The sequence below is a fragment of the Kitasatospora sp. NPDC029312 genome, assembly GCF_055569215.1.
The window spans coordinates 201,955-220,591 of sequence record NZ_JBVHXY010000001.1 but is presented as its reverse complement, the minus strand read 5'-3'; the positions used below and the strand labels follow the sequence as shown (position 1 = coordinate 220,591).

Genomic DNA, 18,637 nt, shown 5'->3' with positions numbered 1-18,637 from the left:
GTGCCGTGTGGGTTCCTGCCCCACCGGGGCCGTCCGACACGGGCGTTATCAGGCCGTCGTGTTCGTCGCGGCCGCGGGCGCCGCCATGGCGTCGGTGGCCGAGCACGGGGGCGGCGCCACGGGCCCGGGCCCAGCCGGCTTCCCCGCCGGGCAGTTCGCGGCCGGTCCCCCACCCGGACGCCGAGAGCGGACCGCCGGTGCGGACGGGTCATCAGATCCCCCTTCTCCCGCACACCATGCTGACCCTCGCACACCCGCTCGGCGAGGGTCCAAAGGCCCTGCCCGCCGACCTGTGCGGGCCACCGGCGGGGTGGCATCCGCGCAGGTCAGCCCGGCGTTTCGGGGTGGGCTCCGGCGCTCGAGCCGATCGGCCGTTGGAGTGATCCGCCCGTGCTCGGCGCAACGCCCGCGAGACCGGCGCGTTTCCTATGGCGTGCGCCGTCCCACAGCAGCGCACGCGGGGTCCGCGCTCGCCGGTCCCCCGTCTCCCGCCCGGCCCGCCCGGTGCCCTCCCCCGGTACCGTCCGCACCGGTCCCCCTCTGGTGAGAGGTAGTGTCATGACCCTGCTGACTGATGCCCTGCTGGCAGAGACACGGAAACGGATCGTCCCGCCGAGAACCGCTCCGCCCCCCGCCCCCACGAGCCGCCCGGCCGTCCCCCCGCTCGCCCCCGGCGCCCTGCCCGGCCTCGGCCACGCCGCCGCCCTGCTGCGTGACCCGCTCGGCTTCCTCGGCTCGCTGGCCCGCCACGGCGGCGTGGTCCGCATCCGACTCGGGTCGCGCACCGTCTGCGTGGTCACCGACGCCCGGCTGGTCCACACCCTGCTGGTCGCGCGCGCCCACGACTGTCCGCGCGGCGCCGTCCAGGACACCCTGAAGACGGCCTTCGGCGACGGCTTGCTGATGTCCGAGGGCCAGGCCCACCGCGACCGCCGCCGGACCATCCAGCCCGCCTTCGGCCCGGACCGGATGGCCGAGTACCTGGCCGTGATGCACCAGGTCACCGAGGAGCGCGCCGGAGGCTGGCGGCCCGGCCAAGTCCTCGACGTGGCCAAGGAGATGAACCACCTCGCCCTGGAGATCGTCACCCGCTCGCTGTTCGACGCCCGGCTCAGCGAGGACGCCACCCTCGCCTTCCACCGGGCGCTGCCGGACCTGGTGAAGGGCCAGATCGTCCAATCCCTCTACCCCCACCCGGCGTTCGCCCGGCTGCCGCTTCCCGTCAACCGCCGCTTCGACGCCGCCGTCCGGGTGCTCAACCGGGTCGTCGACCAGGCCGTCAACCGCCGTACCGGCCTGGCCGACCTCGCGGATCCGCGGACCACGGGCGCGCGCCGGGGCACCCTGCCGGCCCTGCTGCGCGCCGCCACCGACCCGGCCACCGGCCGTCCGATCACCGAGGCCGACGTCCGCTCCGAGGCGATCACCATGTTCGGCGCCGGCACGGAGACCGTCTCCACCACCCTGACCTGGCTGCTGGACGAACTCCTGCGCCACCCCGAGGTGGAGGCGCGCCTCCTCGCCGAACTGGACGAACACCTGCCCGTCGGCGCCGTCCCCACTCCGGAGGCGCTGGCGCGGCTCACCTACACCCGCAGCGTCACCCAGGAGGTGGTGCGGCTGCACGCGCCCAACGCCTTCCTGATGCGCACCGCCCAGGTACCGGTCGAGCTCGGCCCGTACCGCATCCCGGCCGGCACGGAACTGCTCTACAGCCTCACCGCCCTGCACCGCGATCCGGTGCGCTACCCCGAACCGCTCGCCTTCCGCCCCGAACGCTGGCAGGACACCGGCGGCGTCGGACGGCCGTCCTTCCTGCCGTTCGGGGCGGGCAAGCACAAGTGCATCGGAGAGGCCTTCGCCTGGGCGGAGCTGACCGTCGCGGCGGCGGCGATCCTGCGCCGCTGGCGGCCGGTCGCGGTACCGGGGTCGCGAGCCCGGGAGGTGGTGTGGACCACCGTCCAGGCACAGGGGCTGCGGGTACGGTTGGCGCCGCGCGCGACCGCCGGGACGGGGCCGGCGGGGGGCGGCTCGACCGTCCCGAGAACGGACGACCCGGCGGCCCCGGCGGCCGACGGGCGGACGACGGCGGAGGCCGACGGGCGGACGGCGGCCGGGCGCTGCCCGTTCACCGGCGCCCCTGCCGCCCCTGCTGCCGCTGGCACCACTTCCGCCCCGGTCTTCCCGGCCGCGCCCGCCCCGCACCGCCCGCCCGCCGAGCTGCGCGCCTCCGCCGGCCGGCACGCCGACTGGGCGCTCCGCCACGGCCTGCTCACCCCCGACGAGCTGCCCGGCTACCAGGCCTACGCGCTGCACGAGCTGATCGGCCACGCCTTCCCGCTGGTCCGGGGCCCGGAGCTCGACCTGCTGATCGACATGCTCGGCTGGTTCACCATCCTGGACGACCGCTTCGACGGCCCGCCCGGGCGCCACCCCGCCAAGGCCCGCGCCCTGGTGGGCCTGCTGGTCGCCGCACTCGACCGCGCCGAACCCGCGGGCCCCGCCGACGACCGGCTGCTCACCACCTGGCGCGAGCTCTGGGACCGCCAGACCGACTCGATGTCGCCCGCCTGGCGCGCCCGGGCCGCCCGCGAGTGGCGGGCCTGTCTGGCCACCTTCCCCGCCGAGGCCGAACACCGCGCCCGCGGAACCGTTCCCGCGCTCGGCCTGAGCCTCGCGGACACCATGCGGCTGCGCCGCCACGGCAGTTGCGTCTATCCGTTCATGAACATACTGGAACGGGTCCGCGGCGCCGAAGTCCCCGCCGCCCTGTACGCGGAGCCCGCGCTGCACCGCCTTCGCGCCAATACCGCCGACGCGGCCACGCTGATCAACGACCTCTACTCGCTGGAGCGGGAGGAACGGCAGAGCGCGGCCGCCTTCAACACCGTCCTCACCCTGCAGCGGATCCGCGGCTGCACCCGAGTCCGGGCCGTCCGCGCGGTGCGCGCCCGGGTCTCCCGGCTGCGGCAGGAGAACGAGGCACTGCGCCGCGAGCTGGGCCGCCGCCACCCGGCGGGGCGCTGGTACCTGGACGGCACCCGGGAGCTGGTCGCGGGCGTGCACCTCTGGACCAGCACCAGCGACCGCTACCTGGTGCCGGACACGCGGCCGCGCTGACCCCTGCGGCGCGCGGCGAGCGGCGGTGCTCCCCGTGCCGCCGCTACCTGCGGCCGCCGAGCGCGAAGAGCAGCAGGACGAAGCCGGCGAACAGGTGGGTGGCGAAGACGTAGACGCCCGCGCGGATCAGCATCGCCTTGCGACGGCTCTTCTCCTCGTCGGTACTGTCACCGGCGCGGTCGCTCATGGTGCGGTTCTCCTCGGTTCGGACGGCTCCGCGGCTCTGCGGCTCCACGGCTGCGGTCCACGGCTGCGGCTGGGTGGCGGGCTCAGCGCCGTGACCGGCCGCCGCTCGCGCGGAGCTCGGTGAGCAGCGTGCCCTGGTCCGTGATCAGCTCGGTCAGGATCCGGCGCGCCGCGCGCAGCAGCTCGGCGACGTCCGGGGTGCTGAGCGCGTACACCACCGTGTTGCCCTCACGGCTGGCGATGACCAACTGGGTGCGGCGCAACACCGCGAGCTGCTGCGAGAGGTTGGACGGCTCGATCTCGATCTCCGCGAGCAGCTCGCGCACCGGCCGGGGACCGTCCTGGAGCAGTTCCAGCACCCGGATCCGGACGGGGTGGCCGAGGGTGCGGAAGAACTCCGCCTTGGCCTGGTACAGCGGGACCGGCATGGTCCGCTCCCTCTCTCGGATCCGGCTCGGTGCTCGTCCGGCCGGGCGGGGTCGGTGACGCCGTGGCCGCTAGGCATCATGTCGACAGATGAAGATTTCTTCAAGTCGTCACAGCCGGAGGTGACCTCCCTCACACGGCGGCTCCACGGCCACGGGAGGGGCGCCACCTGGACGGGCGAAGGCTCGTGGCATTCCGGCCGTCGCCGCGTTGAACCCGGGGTGAACCGTCTCCGCGCCGCCGTCGCGGCCCTGCTCGCCCTCACCGTCTCCGCCACGCTCACGGCCTTCGCCCCGGCTCCCCCGGCCCTGCTCGGCGCCGAACTCCGCCGGATCCCCACCGAGGAGCACGTCGTCGCCCTCACCTTCAACGCGGCCTGGAACGAGACCGGGCTGGACACCGTCCTCGCCGTACTGCACGACCGCGCCGCCCCCGCCGTCTTCTGCCCCACCGGCGACTTCGCCGACCGGCACCCCCGTGCCCTCCGCGCCATCGCCGCCGCGGGCCACGGCCTCGGCAACCACTCCTACAGCCACCCGGACTTCACCACCCTCACCCCCGGCCAGGCCCGCGCCGAGGTCCGCCGGGCCGGCTCCGCCATCCGCCGCGCCGCCGGCACCGACCCGCTGCCCTTCTTCCGCTTCCCGTACAGCGCGAGCACCCCGCAGGCCGTCGGCACCGTCAACGGGCTCGGCTACGCGGACCTGGAGTACACCGCCGACACCAACGGCTACCTCGGCCCCGGACACGGCATGACCACCGACCGCGCCGTCGACCGGGCCCTCACCGCCCTCACCCCGGGCGCGATCCTCCAGCTCCACGTCGGCGCCACCGACGAAGGCGGCCCCACCACCTGCCTGGACGCCGAAGCCCTGCCCCGCATCATCGACGGCGCCCGGGCCCGCGGCTACCGCCTCATCGACCTGCGCACCCTGCTCGGCCCGTAGTCGTCCCGGGAGCAGCTGGTCAGCGCAGTGCTTCCCGCAGGGCGTCCACCCGGGTGACGGCCCGGGTGAAGGCCGCGCGGTCGAGGCGGCCGGAGTCGAGGGCGTCGGCGAGGGCCTGCGTGGCGTCCTCGCCCTGCTGTGGGTCGCGGGCGGAGCAGAGGATGAGGTCCATGCCCGCGGCAGCGGCGGAGACGGCCCGGGTTCCGGTGCCGCCGAAGGGCGTGAGGGCGTCGGCCTCCAGGGCGTCGGTGATGGTCACGCCGCGGAAACCGAGGCGGTCGCGCAGTTCGCCCTGGATGACCGTGGGTGAGAAGCCCGCCGGGCGGTCGGGGTCCAGGGCCGGGTAGATCGCCCAGGAGGCCATCACCAGGCGGACGCCCGCCGCGATGGCGGCACGGTACGGGGCCTCGCCGCGGCTGCGGAGCTGCGCCAGGGGCACGGGGAGGGTGACGGGGCGGGCGTCGGTGTTCTCGTCGCGGGCGGCCGAGCCCAGGCCGGGGAAGTGCTTGGCGGTGGCGGCGACTCCGTGGCTCTGTTGCGCGGTGACGAAGGCGCTGCCCAACTCCCCGACGCGGGCGGGGTCCTGGCCGTAGGAGCGCTCGAAGTGGTCGATGAAGTCGTCCGGGGTGTCGTAGACGTCGAGCACCGGGGCGAGGTTGACGTTCAGCCCGGCGCCGGTGAGCGTGGCCGCGGCGCCGGTGCCGGAGTCCACGGCGGCGAGGAAGGGATTCGGGGCCGAGCCGGTGCGGCGGGCGGAGAGTTCGGGGGCGCCCGGCAGCCGGCGGACCTTTCCGCCCTCCTGGTCGGTCATCAGCAGCAGCGGGCGCGGGTACGGCGCCTCGGCGGCGGCCTGCTTCAGCTGGGCCACCGCTTCGGCGAGCTGTTCGGGGCCGGTGACGTTCTCGCCGAACAGGATGACCCCGGCCGCGCGCCCCTCCCGGATGGTGCTCAGCACCTCGGGGGGCGGGGTCGGGCCCGGGTAGGACAGCACGATCCGGCGTCCCGCGAGCTGGTGCGAGTCCTCGTCCTGACCGGTCGTCGTCGCGGTCCGCTCCCCGGGAGTCCCGCCGCCGCGCGTCGCCGACCCGGCCGGGACCGACCCCAGCACGGCCCCGAGCACCAGCAGCACCGACCCGAGGCGGGCAATACGCCGGAACGGGGCCATCACGCCTCCAGGGTGAGCAGCGGCATACGGTCCGTCAGCGTACCCAGGGCCGGGCCGTCCGGCATCTCCGCGTGAAGGCCGCCCACGGGCTCCTTGGCCGCCCTCGCCCAGCCCTCCCTGCCGACGGTCCGAGCCCGCTGGGCGAGGCGGCCGACCTGCCGGGGCCGGGCCCATCCGGGTGAACCGGGCACCTTCGAGGCCGCCGCCGAGCGCGACCCGTACGAGGCGGTACTCACCCGAAGCGAGGCCGCCCCGGTGTGGCGGGCCGGTGTGCCGTACGGCGGGCGAGTCGGCCCAGGACTGCCACGCCTTCGTCGATCTCGGCCGGGGAGCACGCCGCATAGCCGAGGACCAGGCCCGGCGGATGGGGGAGGCGGGCGTGCCAGGAGAGCGGCTGGACCTTCACGCCTGCGGCGAGCGCGGCCGTGGCCAATGCGGTGTCGCTCCAGCCGGGTTGCTCGGGGAGGGTGAGCATCAGGTGCAGGCCCGCGGCCGCGCCGTGCACCGTGGCGCCGGGCAGGTGGCTGCGGACGGCGGCGATCATCGCGTCCCGGCGGCGGCGGTGGCGGCGGCGCAACAGGCGCAGGTGGCGCTCGAGTTCGCCGGACTCCATCAGCCGGGCGAGGACCAGCTGGGGCAGCACCGGGTTGCCGAGGTCGGCGAAGCGCTTGGCGTCCAGGACGGCGTCGCGCAGCCGCGCGGGCACCAGCAGCCAGCCGGTGCGCAGGGCGGGGGCGAGCAGTTTGGAGATGCTGCCGGCGTAGCAGACCTGGTCCGGCAGGGCGGCCCGGAGCGCGGGCAGGGGCGGGCGGTCGTAGCGGTGCTCGGCGTCGTAGTCGTCCTCGATGACGAGCCCGCCTGCGCTTGCCCAGCCCAGGAGTTCGCGGCGACGCTCGCCGCCGAGGACGACCCCGGTCGGGTACTGGTGGGCGGGGGTGAGCAGCACGGCCGGGGCGCCGGTGGCGCGCAGGGCGTCGACGCGGATGCCCTGCGCGTCGACGGGCACGGGCGGGGTCGCGGCGAGCCAGTGGGCGAGGTGCTGGCGGGCGCCGAGCGAGCCGGGGTCCTCGACCGCGACCTCGGTGATGCCGAGGCGCCCGAGGGCACGGCCGAGCAGGGCGAGGGCCTGGGCCGTGCCGGCGACGACCAGCACCTCCTCGGGGTCGGCGCGGATGCCCCGGTTGCGGGCCAGCCAGCTGGCGACGGCCCCGCGCAGGGCGGGCGCGCCCCGGACGTCGCCGTAGCCGAGGTGGTGGGCGGCGAGGCCGTCGAGGACGGCCCGCTCGGCGCGCAGCCAGGCGGCGCGCGGGAAGGCGGCCAGGTCGGGGAGGCCCGGGGTGAGGTCGATCCGGGCCGGGGCCGCGCGCAGGTGGTCGAACACCTCGGCGTCCGGGCCGTCGCGGAAGAGGACGGGCACCGGCCGGCGCGGCGCGGGGGCGGCCGCGGGGGCCGGGGCCGCGACCACCACCGTGCCGCCCCTGCCCCGTCCGGCGACCTGCCCGGCTTCGGCGAGTCGGCGGTAGGCGTCGGTCACCACCCCTCGGGAGACGCCGAGTTCGGCCGCGAGCACACGGCTGGCGGGCAGTCGGGTGCCTGCCGGGAGGCGCCCGTCGGCGACGGCCTCGCGCAGTCGGCGGACCAGCCATTCGGTGAGGCCGCCGTTCGGGGCGTCGGCGGCGTCGAGCTGGAGGAAGTCCGCTCCCCGATCTTTGGACCTGTCAGCGGCCTCGTCTTTGGACCTGTTCACCGGTCCATACTGGCGCGAGGGTGGCCCCATGACCACCGACATGACCACCGGCGTGACCACCGGCGTGACCACCGGCATGACGACCGGCGTGACCACCGAGCCGAACACCCGGCCCAGCCCGTACGTCCACGGCTACTCGGACACCGAGGCCCAGCGCCTCGGCGACCAGGCCGACACCCTCGCCGAGTTGCTGCACGCCGGCACCGCCTATCCGGCGGGCAGCCGGGTGCTGGAGGCGGGCTGCGGGGTCGGGGCCCAGACGGTGCACCTGCTGGCCGCCAGCCCGGGGGTGCTGCTGACCGCCGCGGACCTCTCGGCGGACTCGCTGGCCCAGGCCCGGGCCCGGGTCGCCGCCCAGGCGCCCGCCGCGCAGGTCGCCTGGCACCACGGCGACCTGCACCGACTGCCCTTCCCGGACGGCGCGTTCGACCACGTCTTCCTGTGCTTCGTGCTGGAGCACCTGCCCGACCCGACGGCCGGCCTGGCGGCGCTGCGCCGGGTGCTGCGGCCGGGCGGGACGATCACCGTGATCGAGGGTGATCACGGCTCGGCCCTCTTCCACCCGGAGAGCGCGGCGGCCCGCCGTACGGTCGACCACCTCGTCCGGCTCCAGGCTGAGGCGGGCGGCGACGCCCTGATCGGCCGCCGGCTCTACCCGCTGCTGACGGCCGCCGGGTTCACGGAGGTCATGGTGCGCCCGCGTACCGCGTACGCGGACGGCGGCCGCCCGGCCCTGGCGGAGGGCTTCACCCTGCGGACCTTCGTCGCGATGGTGGAGGCGGTCCGAGCGGAGGCACTGGCCGCCGGGCTGACCACCGCGCAGGCCTTCGACCGTGGCGTCGCGGAGCTGCGCCGCGCGGCCGAGCCGGACGGGACCTTTCACTACACCTTCTTCAAGGCGGTGGCGGTCAAGCCCGCGAACGGTTGATCAGCCCGAGTCGTCCCCGAGGTCCGCGAGCAGGGCGCGCATGGCGTCGACGAGGGCGGTCCGCCGGTCGTCGTCCAGGCCCGCCAGCATGCGGTGTCCGCTGGCGACGTGGTCGGGCAGGGCGCGGTCGATCAGGGCGTGGCCGTCGGGGGTGAGTTCCACCTCACGGCTGCGGCCGTCCTGGTCACTGCGGGTGCGGGTGACCAGGCCGCGGGCCTCCAGGCGGTCCAGGCGCTGGGTGATGGCACCGGAGGTGACCATGGCGGACCGCATCAGGCGGGTGGGGGTGAGGCGGTAGGGCGGGCCGCTGCGTTTGAGGGTGGCGAGGACGTCGAAGGAGGCGGCGTCCAGGCCGTGTTCGGCGAAGGTGCGGTTGAGCTCCGCGTCCACCAGGCGGTAGAGGCGCTTGAGCCGGCCGAACACCTCCATCGGGGAGACGTCCAGGTCGGGCCGTTCGGCGGCCCACTGCGCGACTACGCGGTCCACATGATCTGCCACGGCTTCAGGGTAGGCGATGCCCGACAGTTTCCTTAGCGGTGAGGTAACTGTGAGCCACATCACCGATCGAGGCCGCCGAGAAATGCCTTAGCGGTGAGGTACATTTGCTTAGCACTAAGGAACCTGCTCGCCATCGTGCTGGTGCGCCGACGCCCTGCTGCTCGCCTCGCTGCTCGTCGCCCAGAGGCAGGACTCCGCAGCGCAGCCCTGTCCTGAAATCCAGAAATCCAGTCGTCCCAGCCAAGGAGAAACCTTCATGCGCATCACCGTGTTCGGCGCCACCGGCAACGTCGGCCGCCGCGTCGTGGCCGAAGCGCTCGCCCGGGGCCACGAGGTCACCGCCGTCGTACGGGATCCGGCCAAGCCGCACGAGCTGCCGTCCACCGTCACCCTCGCCGTCGGCGACGCCCGCGACCCCGGCGACGTCATCCGGATCGCCGCCGGGCAGGACCTGGTGATCACCGCCACCCGCCCCGGGCCCGGCCACGAGCACGAGCTGACCGCCGCCACCCGGGGCCTGCTGGACGGCCTGGCCGGGACGGGCGTGCGCCTGATCGCGGTCGGCGGCGCGGGCAGCCTGACCGTGCCGGGCACCGACGGCACCCTCCTCATGGAGTCCCCCGGCTTCCCCGACGGGATCCGGGCGATCGCGCTGGCCTGCGGTGAACAGCTGGACCTCTACCGCTCGGACGAGAAGGTGGACTGGACCTACCTGAGCCCCGCCGCCCTGCTCGAACCGGGCACGCGCACCGGCCGGTTCCGGCTCGGCCGCGACGAACTTCTCGTCGACACCGAGGGCAACTCGGCGATCTCGATGGAGGACCTCGCCGTCGCCCTGCTCGACGAGGCGGAGAACCCCGCCCACCGGCGCGCCCGTTTCACCGCCGGCTACTGAGCCACCGGCAGCGGGAAACGGCCACCGGGTACACCCCTCCACCCGGAAGGGGTGTACCCAGCACCACCCAGAAGAGGGTGCCCTGCATCATCGTCCGTCAGCTGCCGTGCGGGACACGATCGTTCCCGTGAACACCACCGCATCCCGCACCCGCCGCACGGCCGCCGCCGTCGCCACCGCCGTCCTGGCCTCGCTCGCCCTGCCCGCCACCGCCAACGCCGACGCCGCCCGCAACCCGGGCGACGCCGAGGCCGTGCCCGCCCGCTACGCCCACCAGACCCTCGACTGGCAGCCCTGCCAGGGGCAGCCCGCACTGGAGTGCGCGACCATGGCCGTCCCGCGCGACTGGCACCAGCCCGGCGTCGGAGCCGATCTGAGCATCGCCGTCTCCCGGCACCGCGTCGCCGACCCGGCGAAGCGCAGGGGGACGCTGATGGAGGCCGCCGGCGGGCCGGGCGGGCAGGGCCTGCTGCGCCCGGCGGACCTGGCGCAGGCCGCCCCCGCCGTCGCCGCCGCCTACGACATCGTCAGCTTCGACCAGCGCGGCGTCGGCCGCAGCACCCACGCCCAGTGCCAGACCCCGGAGGAGTTCCAGGAGTTCCTGGCCGGCGACTACCGCGACCAGTCCCCCGAGGCGATCGACCGGGTGATCGCCGACTCGCGCAAGCTGGTCGCCGGCTGCGAGGAACACAGCGGCGACCTGCTGCCGTACCTGACCACCGAGCAGACCGTCCACGACATGGACCTCTACCGCTCCCTGCTCGGCGAGAAGAAGATCAGCTACTACGGTGGCTCCTACGCCACCATGATCGGCGCCTACTACGGGACGCTCTTCCCGCACCGGGTCGAGCGGATGGTGCTGGACAGCAACATCGGCTTCGACGGCAGCTGGGAACAGTTCGAACTGGGCCAGCCCATGAGCTTCCAGCGGCGCTTCGAGCAGGACTTCCTGCCCTGGATGGCGGCCCGGGACGCCACCTACCACTGGGGCTCGACCCCGGCGGAGGTCCAGGCGCACTGGGAGCAGCGGCGCGCCGCCCTGCACGACCGGCCCATCACCGACGGGTCGTTGACCCTCGGACCCAACCAGCTGGACAACGGCACGATCAACGCGATCTACAGCGAGAAGGCCTTCCCCCTGCTCGCCCGCGCGCTGACGGCGCTGGACGACTGGCCGAACGCCGACCCGACCGCCCAGCAGACAGCCCGGCAGCTGTTCGGCCAGTACCTCAGCCCGGAGTTCCTCGCCGAGTACTTCTCGGTGACGTGCGGCGACACCCCGTGGACCAAGGACATGGGCACCTGGATCGAGCGCGGTGTGCAGAACACCGCCCGCTACCCGCTGGTCGGCGCGCGAACGCTCGCCTTCAGCTCGGTCTGCGCGGTCTGGCCGACGGACCCGGCGCCGAAGGTCAAGGTCACCGGCGCCCACCTGCCCCCGGTCCTGATGCTCAACTCGCTGCATGACCCGGCGACGTACTACGAGGCGGCGCTCGGCGCGCACCGTGCGCTGCGCGGCTCGAAGCTGGTCACCGTCACGGGGAACGGCAATCACGGCCAGTACCCGGGCTCCGACCCCTGTGTCACCGACACCGTCGAGCGCTACCTGCTGGACGGCGAGGCGCCCGCCCACGACGTCACCTGCCCCATCCCCAGGTCAGTTGATCAGATCAGTTGATCAGTGCTGCGGGTCAGGCCGGGTGACCGGGCCGGGCGGCCGGGTGAGCGGTCAACTCCCGGAACCCGCCCGCAGCCTGGCGCGGGCCCAGGCGGCGGCCACGGCCAGCCCGGCGAAGCCGCCGACGGCCAGCTTGATCCCGGCCTTGGCGACGATCCAGCCCACACCGGGGACGCTCCAGCCCAGCCAGCTGAACATGGCCAGCATCACCGTGCAGCCGCACAGGATCGCCAGCACGGTGACCCCGACGGCAGCGGCCCGCGACAACTCCCGCGAGCCGTCCTCGCCGGCCACCGGAACCGGCGCGGGAGAGCCGGCCGGCGCGGCGGCGGCCTCCGCGGCACCACTGACCCCGTGGCGGGCGCCTTCGTCCGCGCCGCCGCCGTCGACCCTGTCGTTCGTGCCCCCAACACCCATGCGCCGATGATACGGCCTCAGGGTCCCCAGCCCGCTGCCCCTGGGCGGCGAACTCAGCGGCAGGCGTGGTGGGTGTCGCCGAGGTACTCGCCGGTCTCGTCGTCCGGGAAGCTGACGGCCATGGTGACGCGGTACTCGTGGACGCCCTCCCGGTGCCCCGGCACCCGGGCCCAGGCCAGCGAGTGGACCTCGGCGTCCGGGGCCTGGCGGCACCAGGCGGCCGCCTCCTCCAGGGCCCGGGCCGCCGAACGGCCGGTGCACACCACGGCGGTGTAGGCGGCCACCGCGACGTCCCCGCCGGTGGACCGGCTGGAACGCGACACCGCCCGGACGGCGGCGGCGGCCTGGGTCAGATCACGAGCCAGGTCGTCCACCACCCGAGGGGGTGCCGGCAGGACGACCGCTCCCTCGACGACGGTCTCCGGCAGGTTCGCGCTCACGGTTTCGGCCTCCATCCACATGGTCACGCGGCACAGCATGCCGGACGGCCATTCCTGGCATGCCCACTTTCACCTGAACGTCATCCTTCCCGGGCCGAGTTGGGGACACCCCCTGGTGCCGACCGGCCCGCCCTGCTAGACATGGTCGGGGACCGGCGCCGGTATCCGGGCAGGTCAGCGCGGTCGTTCCGCGGGCGCCGCCGGGAGCCCGACGCGACGCCCACGTACCACCCCCGCGCTTCGATCCGCCGCACCGGGTGACGGGGAAGCACCGGAGACTCGGGGCGCAGTCGACCGGGACTTCAGCCAACGCCCCCTCACCGCAACGGTCTCAGCTGCGCGTCGACCGTCCGCCGGTCGCGCGGCCGCTTCGAGCCGGCATCGGTTCGGGCCCGGTGGACCCCCGCTGAGGTGCGGCGTTCACCCCTCGGGGTGGCGTCGGTCGCCTCCCCGCCATCCTGTCCCTGTCAGATCGTCGTGATACTAATCGTCGCGGCGGCAGCTGCCGCCGGGGCGGGCGGGCACGAGGACGAGGGCCCACCGCTCTCTGCGACGGTCCGGACGGACGACGGGGAGGGGCAACAGATGGCGGCGAGGTTCGGCAACGCTCGGGGTGGGCGGCGGACACGGCTCGGCAAGCGGGTCACGGGGACGGCAGCGGCACTCGCCGCGCTGGCCGCACTCACCGGCTCTCAGGTATCGGGCCTCGGGCTCGCCCCCACGGCGGCCGCCGCGGACGCCGATCCGGCACCGGGTGGCGCCACCGCACGGGGCGCCGACGGCTCCGGCACCCCGACCTCCCCGTTCGGTGGCCCAGCCGCCCCCGGCACCGGCCGGCCGGCCGACGGCGGCGGCACCGTCCAACTTCCCCAACCGCCCGGCACGCTGCCCGGCGCGCCCTCGGCCGGCCCGTTCGCCGCCACCGGTGCCTCGCTGCCCGCCACCGTCTTCGCCGCCTACCGGCAGGCCGAGGCGTCGCTGGCCCAGCGCAGCCCCGGCTGCCACCTGCCCTGGCAGCTGCTGGCGGCGATCGGCCAGGTCGAGTCCGGCCAGGCGAACGGCGGCCAGGTGGACGCCGCCGGCACCACCCTGACCCCGATCCTGGGCCCGGCGCTGGACGGCAACGGCTTTGCCGCGATAGCCGACACCGACGGCGGACGCTACGACGGCGATCCCCGCTGGGACCGCGCCGTCGGCCCGATGCAGTTCATCCCGTCCACCTGGACCTCCTGGGGCACCGACGCCAACGGCGACGGCAAGGCCGATCCGAACAACGTCTTCGACGCCGCCGAGGCCGCCGCCCGCTACCTGTGCGCGGGCGGCCGCGACCTCGCCGATCCGGCCCAGCTCGACCGGGCGGTCCTCAGCTACAACAACTCCACGGAGTACCTGCGGACGGTGCGCAACTGGATGGCCCACTACGGCAGCGGCCTGGTCAGCGCCGTCCCGGACCGCGCCGGCGCCTCGCCCCTGCCCGGCGCCCTGCCCACGCCGCTCCCCCCGGCCGACACCACCGGCAACGGGACCAGCGGCAACGGCGCGAGCCCGGCGCCGAACGTCCAGCCGACCACGCCCGCCCCCGAGCCGCAGCCGACGACGCCGCCGGTGACGCCGACGCCGACTCAGACGACGGCCCCGCAGCCGACCACCACCCCGACTCCCGGCGGCTCGCCGTCGCCCTCCGCCAGCTCGTCGGCCACCGCGACCGGTTCGCCCTCCCCGACGGCCACCCCCACGGGCACGCCGACCGGCACCCCGACGGGCACGGGCACGCCCTGCCCGAGCCCGACGGCGACCGGGACGCCCTCCGGCACCGCCGCACCGACCGGCGCCCCGTCTCCCACGGCGACCCCGACCGGCACCCCGGCCGGCACGCCCACGGCCACCGCCACGCCGTCCGGCTCCCCCACCGCGCCCGGCTGCCCGACGCCCAGCCCGAGCGGCACCCCGGGCACCACCCCGTCCGCGGCGCCGAGCAGCACGCCGAGCGCCTCCCTCTCGCCTTCGCCCGCGGCGGCCCCGGCGAAGAAGTAGCCGCAGGCCGTTCGGTAGACCGGACGCGCGTCGGCGGCAGGACGGCCCAAGGGCTGTCCTGCCGCCGTTCGTCTCGTCTTTCCCCGGCTCAGAGGTGCTTGGCCAGCTCCGGCATCAGGTCCTGGAAGGTGCGCCCGTTGGCCGGCTGCCCGATCGCGGCCATCTGCCAACCACCCGGCGTGCGCTGGACCTTGGCCATGATCTGCGCGGTGTACGGGCCGCCGCCGGTGAGCGTGTAACGGGCCAGTTCGACGCCGGTGGTCTCGTCCACCAGCCGGCAGAAGGCCGCCTCGACCTCCTGGAAGGTCTGCCCGGTGAAGGAGTTGACGGTGAAGACGATCTGGTCGACCTCGGCGGCGATCCGGGTGAGGTCGACGGTGATCGACTCGTCGTCGGTCGCGTCGCCGGCGCCGCCGACCAGGTTGTCCCCGCTGTGCCGGACCGAGCCGTCGTCGCTGGTGAGGTGCTGGAAGAAGACCACGTCCATCGCGCGCCCCCGGGAGAACAGCACCGCCGAGGCATCCAGGTCGATCTCCTGACCCGCCGCGAGCAACTTCGCCAGGAAGCCCTTGCGCTGCACGGCCTTCCAGCCCAGGCCCATCCGGACCACGGTCAGCTGCCCACCGCCCGGCTTCTCCAGGCTGATCTTCTGCCCCTTGGCCAGCGAAACGGTCATCGTGCCCTCCTCGTTCCTGCCGCCGTCCGTGCCGCGAATCTATCGCACACCAGGAAACCTGTGATCATCCGACGGCGAGCTTCGAAGGCCCCTACCCAGCCCGCCCGCCGGCCGCACTTCCGGCGGCGCTCCGCACACCGAGGACGCTGCGGGGCGGGTGCACTCACGAAGAGGTCAGCAGCCGACTCGCGGCCCGGTCCACCCAGGCAAGCCCCCGGCCTCCGGCGGATCAGGCGTCGCCGTCCAACAGGTGCTGATGTACCTCCTGGAAGGTCCACGGCCCGCCGGCCGGTCGGGAGAACACCCAGACCAGGTCGAAGCGGTCCGGCCAGGTGCCGGGCGCGCCGCTGCCGGACGCGCCGAGGGCCTCGACGATCCGCGGGATCCGTGAGTGCTCCCAGCAGATCAGCACCGGCTGGGCTCCGTCGAGGGCGGCACCGGCGAGGCCGGACTCCTGGGACTCGGCGTAGGTGGTGTCCACGGTCAGCCGGAGCCCGGTGGCCAGCGGGGTGACGGTCTGGCGCATCCGGTGCGCCCCGGCCATCGGCCCCTGGTCGGTGGCCGCGTAGATCCTCGCCGGGGTGCGCAGGCCCGGCGCGGGCGGGGTGAACAGCGTGGGCAGCGCCTTGGCGCGGTCCCAGCCGCGCCGGGTGAGGGACTTTCCGTCGCGGTCGCCGTTCTCGTCCAGGCCCGGCTGGTCGCCGTCCGGTTTCTCACCGTGCCGGATGATCATCACGAAGGCCGCGCCACCCGGGTCCTTCGCCGTCGCCACCGGGCCGTTCTCGCCGGCCTTGCTTTTCGCACCGGAGGAACAGCCCGTCAGCACCAGCGGGGCGGCCGCCGCCAGGCCGGCGAGCAGCGCACGGCGGGAGGTCCTGGCCGTCACCGGGCCCGCCGCTCCAGCCGCACCAGGGCGTCGATCGCCGTACCCGAAGCGCCGTCCCGGTGGCCGCCTTCGGCGCCGACCGCCCGGTGGACGCGCTCCGCGCGGACCGTGCGCAGGCCGTGGCCGTCGAGGTCGGCGAGGACGTCCTCGGGGGTGAAGAGCACGGCCGGGTCCTGCGGGCCACCGACGCCTCCGGTGAGGTTGCGCAGGTCGTGGCCGATCACCAGCAGGGTGCCGCCGGGGGCCAGCGCGTCGGCGGCGCGGCGCAGCACGGCCCGGCGGTCCCCGGCGGGCAGGTGGAGGTAGGCGATCAGGACGAGGTCGTACCCGGCGGCGGGGGCCGCGAAGGAGCGGGCGTCGCCGAGGCGCCAGGTGAGGCGGTCGGCGACCTCGTCGGGCAGTTCGGCGGTGAGCCGTTCGGCGCGCTCCACGGCTACGGCGGAGAAGTCGAGGCCGGTGACCTCCCAGCCCCGGGTGGCCAGCCAGATGGCGTTGCGGCCCTCGCCGGCGGCCAGGTCCAACGCCTGCCCGGGGGTGTGGTCGGCCAGTTCGCGGACCACCCACCGGTTGGGCTCGGCGCCCCACACCAGTTGGTTCGCGGTGTAGCGGTCGTCCCAGTCCTGACTGTTCATGGCGCTCCTCCGTCCGGCGGCCCTGTTCCGTCCCGGTCAACCTACCGGTCCGCCACCGTCCAGCGCCGTGGGCGAAGGGCAACCATCGGCAATCCGGGCGAGGTCATCCGATGATCACCTGCCCGGATCCCCGGTGGTCGAAGGGCGTCGCCCCGGTGTCAGCCCGAGAGGTTGAGCGTCGGGAAGAGGTCCTCGAACGGTTGGGTGGTGACCGAGACGCTCCTGGCGAACGGGTCGTCGAAGTCCCAGATCATGAACAGCAGGAAGGCGATCAGCGCGCTGAAGCAGGCCGCCAGGATCAACTCCCGTGGCGTGCGGCGGATCTGCAGGGCGAACAGCATGCCGATGGTGACCACGGCCCCGACGAGCAGCCCGAACCAGACCACGTCCGGCATGGTCGGGCCGGCGTTCTGGCCCCGCTGGTTGCGGGCGTCCGACACCTGGCTGATCCGGTCCATGATCGGCTGGTAGGCCTGGGCCTCCAGGTCGGAGGCCGGCGCGCGGGTGGCGACGTCGTTCTGGAGCTTGTCCAGCAGCTGAGTGCCCTTGTCGGTGAGCTCGCCCTCGTTCTTCAGGTGGTCCCACTCGACGTTGACCACGTACGTGACGTAGCCGTCCACGTCGGCCCGGACCTGGTCGCGGAACTCGGCCGGGTAGATCACCGCCCGGTCGCTCACCTCGCGCAGCGACTGCGCCTCGCGGAACACGTCGTCCTGCGCGGAGCCGCGCGCCTCCCAGACTCCCGCGATGGCGAGGCCGAGGACGATCGCGTAGACCACGCCGATCATCATCGTGATGTACTCGATGACGTCGGGCGTCTCATCGGCGTTCTCCTCGGCACCCACCCGACGGTGCCTCAGCAGCACTACCGCCACCACGACGGCACAGGCCGCCGCCATGGCGACGACCAACGCCACCCACTCGGACATGGGAACTCCTCTCTCTGGCTTGGTTTGTGACGTGAACGGGGAAGTGGCGGCGACGCCGGGAGGGCAATCGGGCAACCACTCCGAGGGGCCACCGGAAACAGGGGGGCCGCCGGAAACAGGGGGCCGTCAGGAACCGGACCGGCCGCGGCCCCGGTTGCCGCCGTGACCCGGGCGCAGGGCCGCCGCCGCCAGCACGGCCGGGACGGTGACCAGCAGCATCGTGGTGGTCACCGGGGCTCTGTGGTGGTGCTTCGCGACGGGCTGCGGCGGGGCGTTCCGGACGTGGAAGACCGGCTGTGCGGCCGGGGTCGGCCACAGCGGGCTGGGGCGCGCCGGGCTCGGGGCCGCCGGGCTGGGCGCCACTGCGGGCGGGGGCGGCGGGGGCGCCGGGGCCGCCGGGGCCGGAGCGGCGGGTACGACGGGCGCGGGTGCCGGGGCCGGGGGCGCCGGCGGTGCGGGTGGCCGTGGAGGCGCGGAGGGCGGTGGCGGGGTGGGCACCGGGGTCGGGCTGGGCGGCGGCGGAGTCGGCGACGGCGTGTGTGTCGGGGTCGGCGTCGGACTCGACGTAGGGGTGGGCGTGGGTGTGGGCCTCGGGCTGGGGCAGGGGTCGTGATGGTGGTGGTGATGCCCGTGCCCGTCCTGGCCGCCCTGTTCGTCGTCCGGGCGCCCCGGCTGGTGCCGGAGGTCCGCCGGGGCCGAGGGCGAGAACGGGGGCGCCACCGGGAACGGACCGGCCTGGTGCGGCGGATGGCACGGGTGGTGCGGGGGCCGCGGGCCGTGGTGCCCGGTGCCGGGGGCGACGGTCACATCGACCTGGACGTCCACGTCCACTCCGACGTCCACGCTGCCGCCCGGGCCGACGGTCATCGACAGGTCCGTCTCACTGCACACGCAGGTGTCCACCACCGGGCCGCGCGGGTGTCCGCCCGGCCGCTCGGCGCCGGAGGCGCTCGCGCCGCCCACCAGCGCGCACATCGCCAGCGCGCCGACCGCGGCGCCGATCAGTCGCACCCGTCGCCCGGGGACCGCGGTT

General features: G+C 74.9%; 17 protein-coding genes. 6 read left to right on the top strand and 11 right to left on the bottom strand.

Features of this window, described 5'->3' with window-relative positions; all coding sequences use genetic code 11:
* Nucleotides 1–558: 558 nt before the first annotated feature.
* Nucleotides 559–3,120 carry a cytochrome P450 gene (locus ACZ4WV_RS00975; protein ID WP_465741427.1) on the top strand — a complete coding sequence of 854 codons (2,562 nt, stop codon included), beginning with the start codon at nt 559–561 and terminating at the stop codon, nt 3,118–3,120.
* A gap of 43 nt (nt 3,121–3,163) precedes the next feature.
* Here the strand turns inward: ACZ4WV_RS00975 and ACZ4WV_RS00970 are convergent, their stop codons facing one another.
* Together ACZ4WV_RS00970 and ACZ4WV_RS00965 are read right to left on the bottom strand one after the other, a co-directional pair.
* Nucleotides 3,164–3,307 (bottom strand): DUF6126 family protein, encoded by a 144-nt coding sequence (locus ACZ4WV_RS00970; RefSeq protein WP_465741425.1) that lies wholly within the window; start codon nt 3,305–3,307, stop codon nt 3,164–3,166.
* Nucleotides 3,308–3,389: 82 nt separating this feature from the next.
* A complete protein-coding gene (locus ACZ4WV_RS00965; RefSeq protein ID WP_465741423.1) occupies nt 3,390–3,734 on the bottom strand; it encodes an ArsR/SmtB family transcription factor in 345 nt (114 codons plus the stop codon).
* A 219-nt stretch (nt 3,735–3,953) separates the two neighbouring features.
* On the opposite strand from ACZ4WV_RS00965, the gene ACZ4WV_RS00960 reads away from it, so the two are divergent.
* Nucleotides 3,954–4,679 (top strand): polysaccharide deacetylase family protein, encoded by a 726-nt coding sequence (locus ACZ4WV_RS00960; protein ID WP_465741421.1) that lies wholly within the window; start codon nt 3,954–3,956, stop codon nt 4,677–4,679.
* 19 nt (nt 4,680–4,698) lie between these two features.
* On the opposite strand, the gene ACZ4WV_RS00955 is transcribed toward ACZ4WV_RS00960, so the two are convergent.
* Nucleotides 4,699–5,844 (bottom strand): glycoside hydrolase family 3 N-terminal domain-containing protein, encoded by a 1,146-nt coding sequence (locus tag ACZ4WV_RS00955; RefSeq protein ID WP_465741660.1) that lies wholly within the window; start codon nt 5,842–5,844, stop codon nt 4,699–4,701.
* A gap of 232 nt (nt 5,845–6,076) precedes the next feature.
* Entirely contained in the window at nt 6,077–7,591 is a 1,515-nt protein-coding gene (pdxR, locus tag ACZ4WV_RS00950) for a MocR-like pyridoxine biosynthesis transcription factor PdxR (RefSeq protein WP_465741419.1), read from the bottom strand.
* Between the two features lie 28 nt (nt 7,592–7,619).
* Between pdxR and ACZ4WV_RS00945 the strand changes: the two genes are divergently transcribed.
* Nucleotides 7,620–8,519 carry a methyltransferase domain-containing protein gene (locus ACZ4WV_RS00945; RefSeq protein WP_465741417.1) on the top strand — a complete coding sequence of 300 codons (900 nt, stop codon included), beginning with the start codon at nt 7,620–7,622 and terminating at the stop codon, nt 8,517–8,519.
* Here the strand turns inward: ACZ4WV_RS00945 and ACZ4WV_RS00940 are convergent, their stop codons facing one another.
* Nucleotides 8,520–9,017 (bottom strand): MarR family winged helix-turn-helix transcriptional regulator, encoded by a 498-nt coding sequence (locus ACZ4WV_RS00940; RefSeq protein WP_465741415.1) that lies wholly within the window; start codon nt 9,015–9,017, stop codon nt 8,520–8,522.
* Nucleotides 9,018–9,273: 256 nt separating this feature from the next.
* Between ACZ4WV_RS00940 and ACZ4WV_RS00935 the strand changes: the two genes are divergently transcribed.
* Nucleotides 9,274–9,912 (top strand): NAD(P)-dependent oxidoreductase, encoded by a 639-nt coding sequence (locus ACZ4WV_RS00935; protein ID WP_465741413.1) that lies wholly within the window; start codon nt 9,274–9,276, stop codon nt 9,910–9,912.
* Nucleotides 9,913–10,039: 127 nt separating this feature from the next.
* Nucleotides 10,040–11,590: an alpha/beta hydrolase gene (locus tag ACZ4WV_RS00930; protein WP_465741411.1), complete on the top strand. Its 1,551-nt coding sequence runs from the start codon at nt 10,040–10,042 to the stop codon at nt 11,588–11,590.
* A 51-nt stretch (nt 11,591–11,641) separates the two neighbouring features.
* On the opposite strand, the gene ACZ4WV_RS00925 is transcribed toward ACZ4WV_RS00930, so the two are convergent.
* On the bottom strand, nt 11,642–12,007 hold the full coding sequence (locus tag ACZ4WV_RS00925) for a hypothetical protein (RefSeq protein WP_465741409.1): 366 nt from the start codon (nt 12,005–12,007) through the stop codon (nt 11,642–11,644).
* Between the two features lie 53 nt (nt 12,008–12,060).
* Nucleotides 12,061–12,474, bottom strand: a complete 414-nt coding sequence (locus ACZ4WV_RS00920) for a hypothetical protein (RefSeq protein ID WP_465741407.1) — start codon at nt 12,472–12,474, stop codon at nt 12,061–12,063.
* A gap of 558 nt (nt 12,475–13,032) precedes the next feature.
* Between ACZ4WV_RS00920 and ACZ4WV_RS00915 the strand changes: the two genes are divergently transcribed.
* A complete protein-coding gene (locus tag ACZ4WV_RS00915; protein ID WP_465741405.1) occupies nt 13,033–14,481 on the top strand; it encodes a lytic transglycosylase domain-containing protein in 1,449 nt (482 codons plus the stop codon).
* A gap of 88 nt (nt 14,482–14,569) precedes the next feature.
* On the opposite strand, the gene ACZ4WV_RS00910 is transcribed toward ACZ4WV_RS00915, so the two are convergent.
* The 4 genes from ACZ4WV_RS00910 to ACZ4WV_RS00895 form a co-directional block, all read right to left on the bottom strand.
* The gene (locus ACZ4WV_RS00910; protein ID WP_465741403.1) at nt 14,570–15,157 is read right to left on the bottom strand and encodes a TerD family protein; all 588 of its coding nucleotides are present in this window, start codon (nt 15,155–15,157) and stop codon (nt 14,570–14,572) included.
* Nucleotides 15,158–15,386: 229 nt separating this feature from the next.
* On the bottom strand, nt 15,387–16,043 hold the full coding sequence (locus ACZ4WV_RS00905; RefSeq protein ID WP_465741401.1) for a hypothetical protein: 657 nt from the start codon (nt 16,041–16,043) through the stop codon (nt 15,387–15,389).
* Nucleotides 16,040–16,675, bottom strand: coding sequence for a class I SAM-dependent methyltransferase (locus ACZ4WV_RS00900; RefSeq protein WP_465741399.1), 636 nt, complete (start codon nt 16,673–16,675; stop codon nt 16,040–16,042). Before ACZ4WV_RS00900 ends, ACZ4WV_RS00905 begins: the two co-directional genes overlap by 4 nt.
* Nucleotides 16,676–16,833: 158 nt before the next feature.
* Nucleotides 16,834–17,604, bottom strand: coding sequence for a bestrophin-like domain (locus tag ACZ4WV_RS00895; RefSeq protein ID WP_465741397.1), 771 nt, complete (start codon nt 17,602–17,604; stop codon nt 16,834–16,836).
* Between the last annotated feature and the right edge of the window lie 1,033 nt (nt 17,605–18,637).

What these genes read in the sequence shown, in the direction of transcription:
- ACZ4WV_RS00975 (WP_465741427.1), top strand. Translation starts at nt 559, where the DNA reads ATGACCCTGCTGACTGATGCCCTGCTGGCAGAGACACGGAAACGGATC.
- ACZ4WV_RS00970 (WP_465741425.1), bottom strand. Translation starts at nt 3,307, where the DNA reads ATGAGCGACCGCGCCGGTGACAGTACCGACGAGGAGAAGAGCCGTCGC.
- ACZ4WV_RS00965 (WP_465741423.1), bottom strand. Translation starts at nt 3,734, where the DNA reads ATGCCGGTCCCGCTGTACCAGGCCAAGGCGGAGTTCTTCCGCACCCTC.
- ACZ4WV_RS00955 (WP_465741660.1), bottom strand. Translation starts at nt 5,844, where the DNA reads ATGGCCCCGTTCCGGCGTATTGCCCGCCTCGGGTCGGTGCTGCTGGTG.
- ACZ4WV_RS00945 (WP_465741417.1), top strand. Translation starts at nt 7,620, where the DNA reads ATGACCACCGACATGACCACCGGCGTGACCACCGGCGTGACCACCGGC.
- ACZ4WV_RS00935 (WP_465741413.1), top strand. Translation starts at nt 9,274, where the DNA reads ATGCGCATCACCGTGTTCGGCGCCACCGGCAACGTCGGCCGCCGCGTC.
- ACZ4WV_RS00925 (WP_465741409.1), bottom strand. Translation starts at nt 12,007, where the DNA reads ATGGGTGTTGGGGGCACGAACGACAGGGTCGACGGCGGCGGCGCGGAC.
- ACZ4WV_RS00915 (WP_465741405.1), top strand. Translation starts at nt 13,033, where the DNA reads ATGGCGGCGAGGTTCGGCAACGCTCGGGGTGGGCGGCGGACACGGCTC.
- ACZ4WV_RS00910 (WP_465741403.1), bottom strand. Translation starts at nt 15,157, where the DNA reads ATGACCGTTTCGCTGGCCAAGGGGCAGAAGATCAGCCTGGAGAAGCCG.
- ACZ4WV_RS00900 (WP_465741399.1), bottom strand. Translation starts at nt 16,675, where the DNA reads ATGAACAGTCAGGACTGGGACGACCGCTACACCGCGAACCAACTGGTG.
- ACZ4WV_RS00895 (WP_465741397.1), bottom strand. Translation starts at nt 17,604, where the DNA reads ATGTCCGAGTGGGTGGCGTTGGTCGTCGCCATGGCGGCGGCCTGTGCC.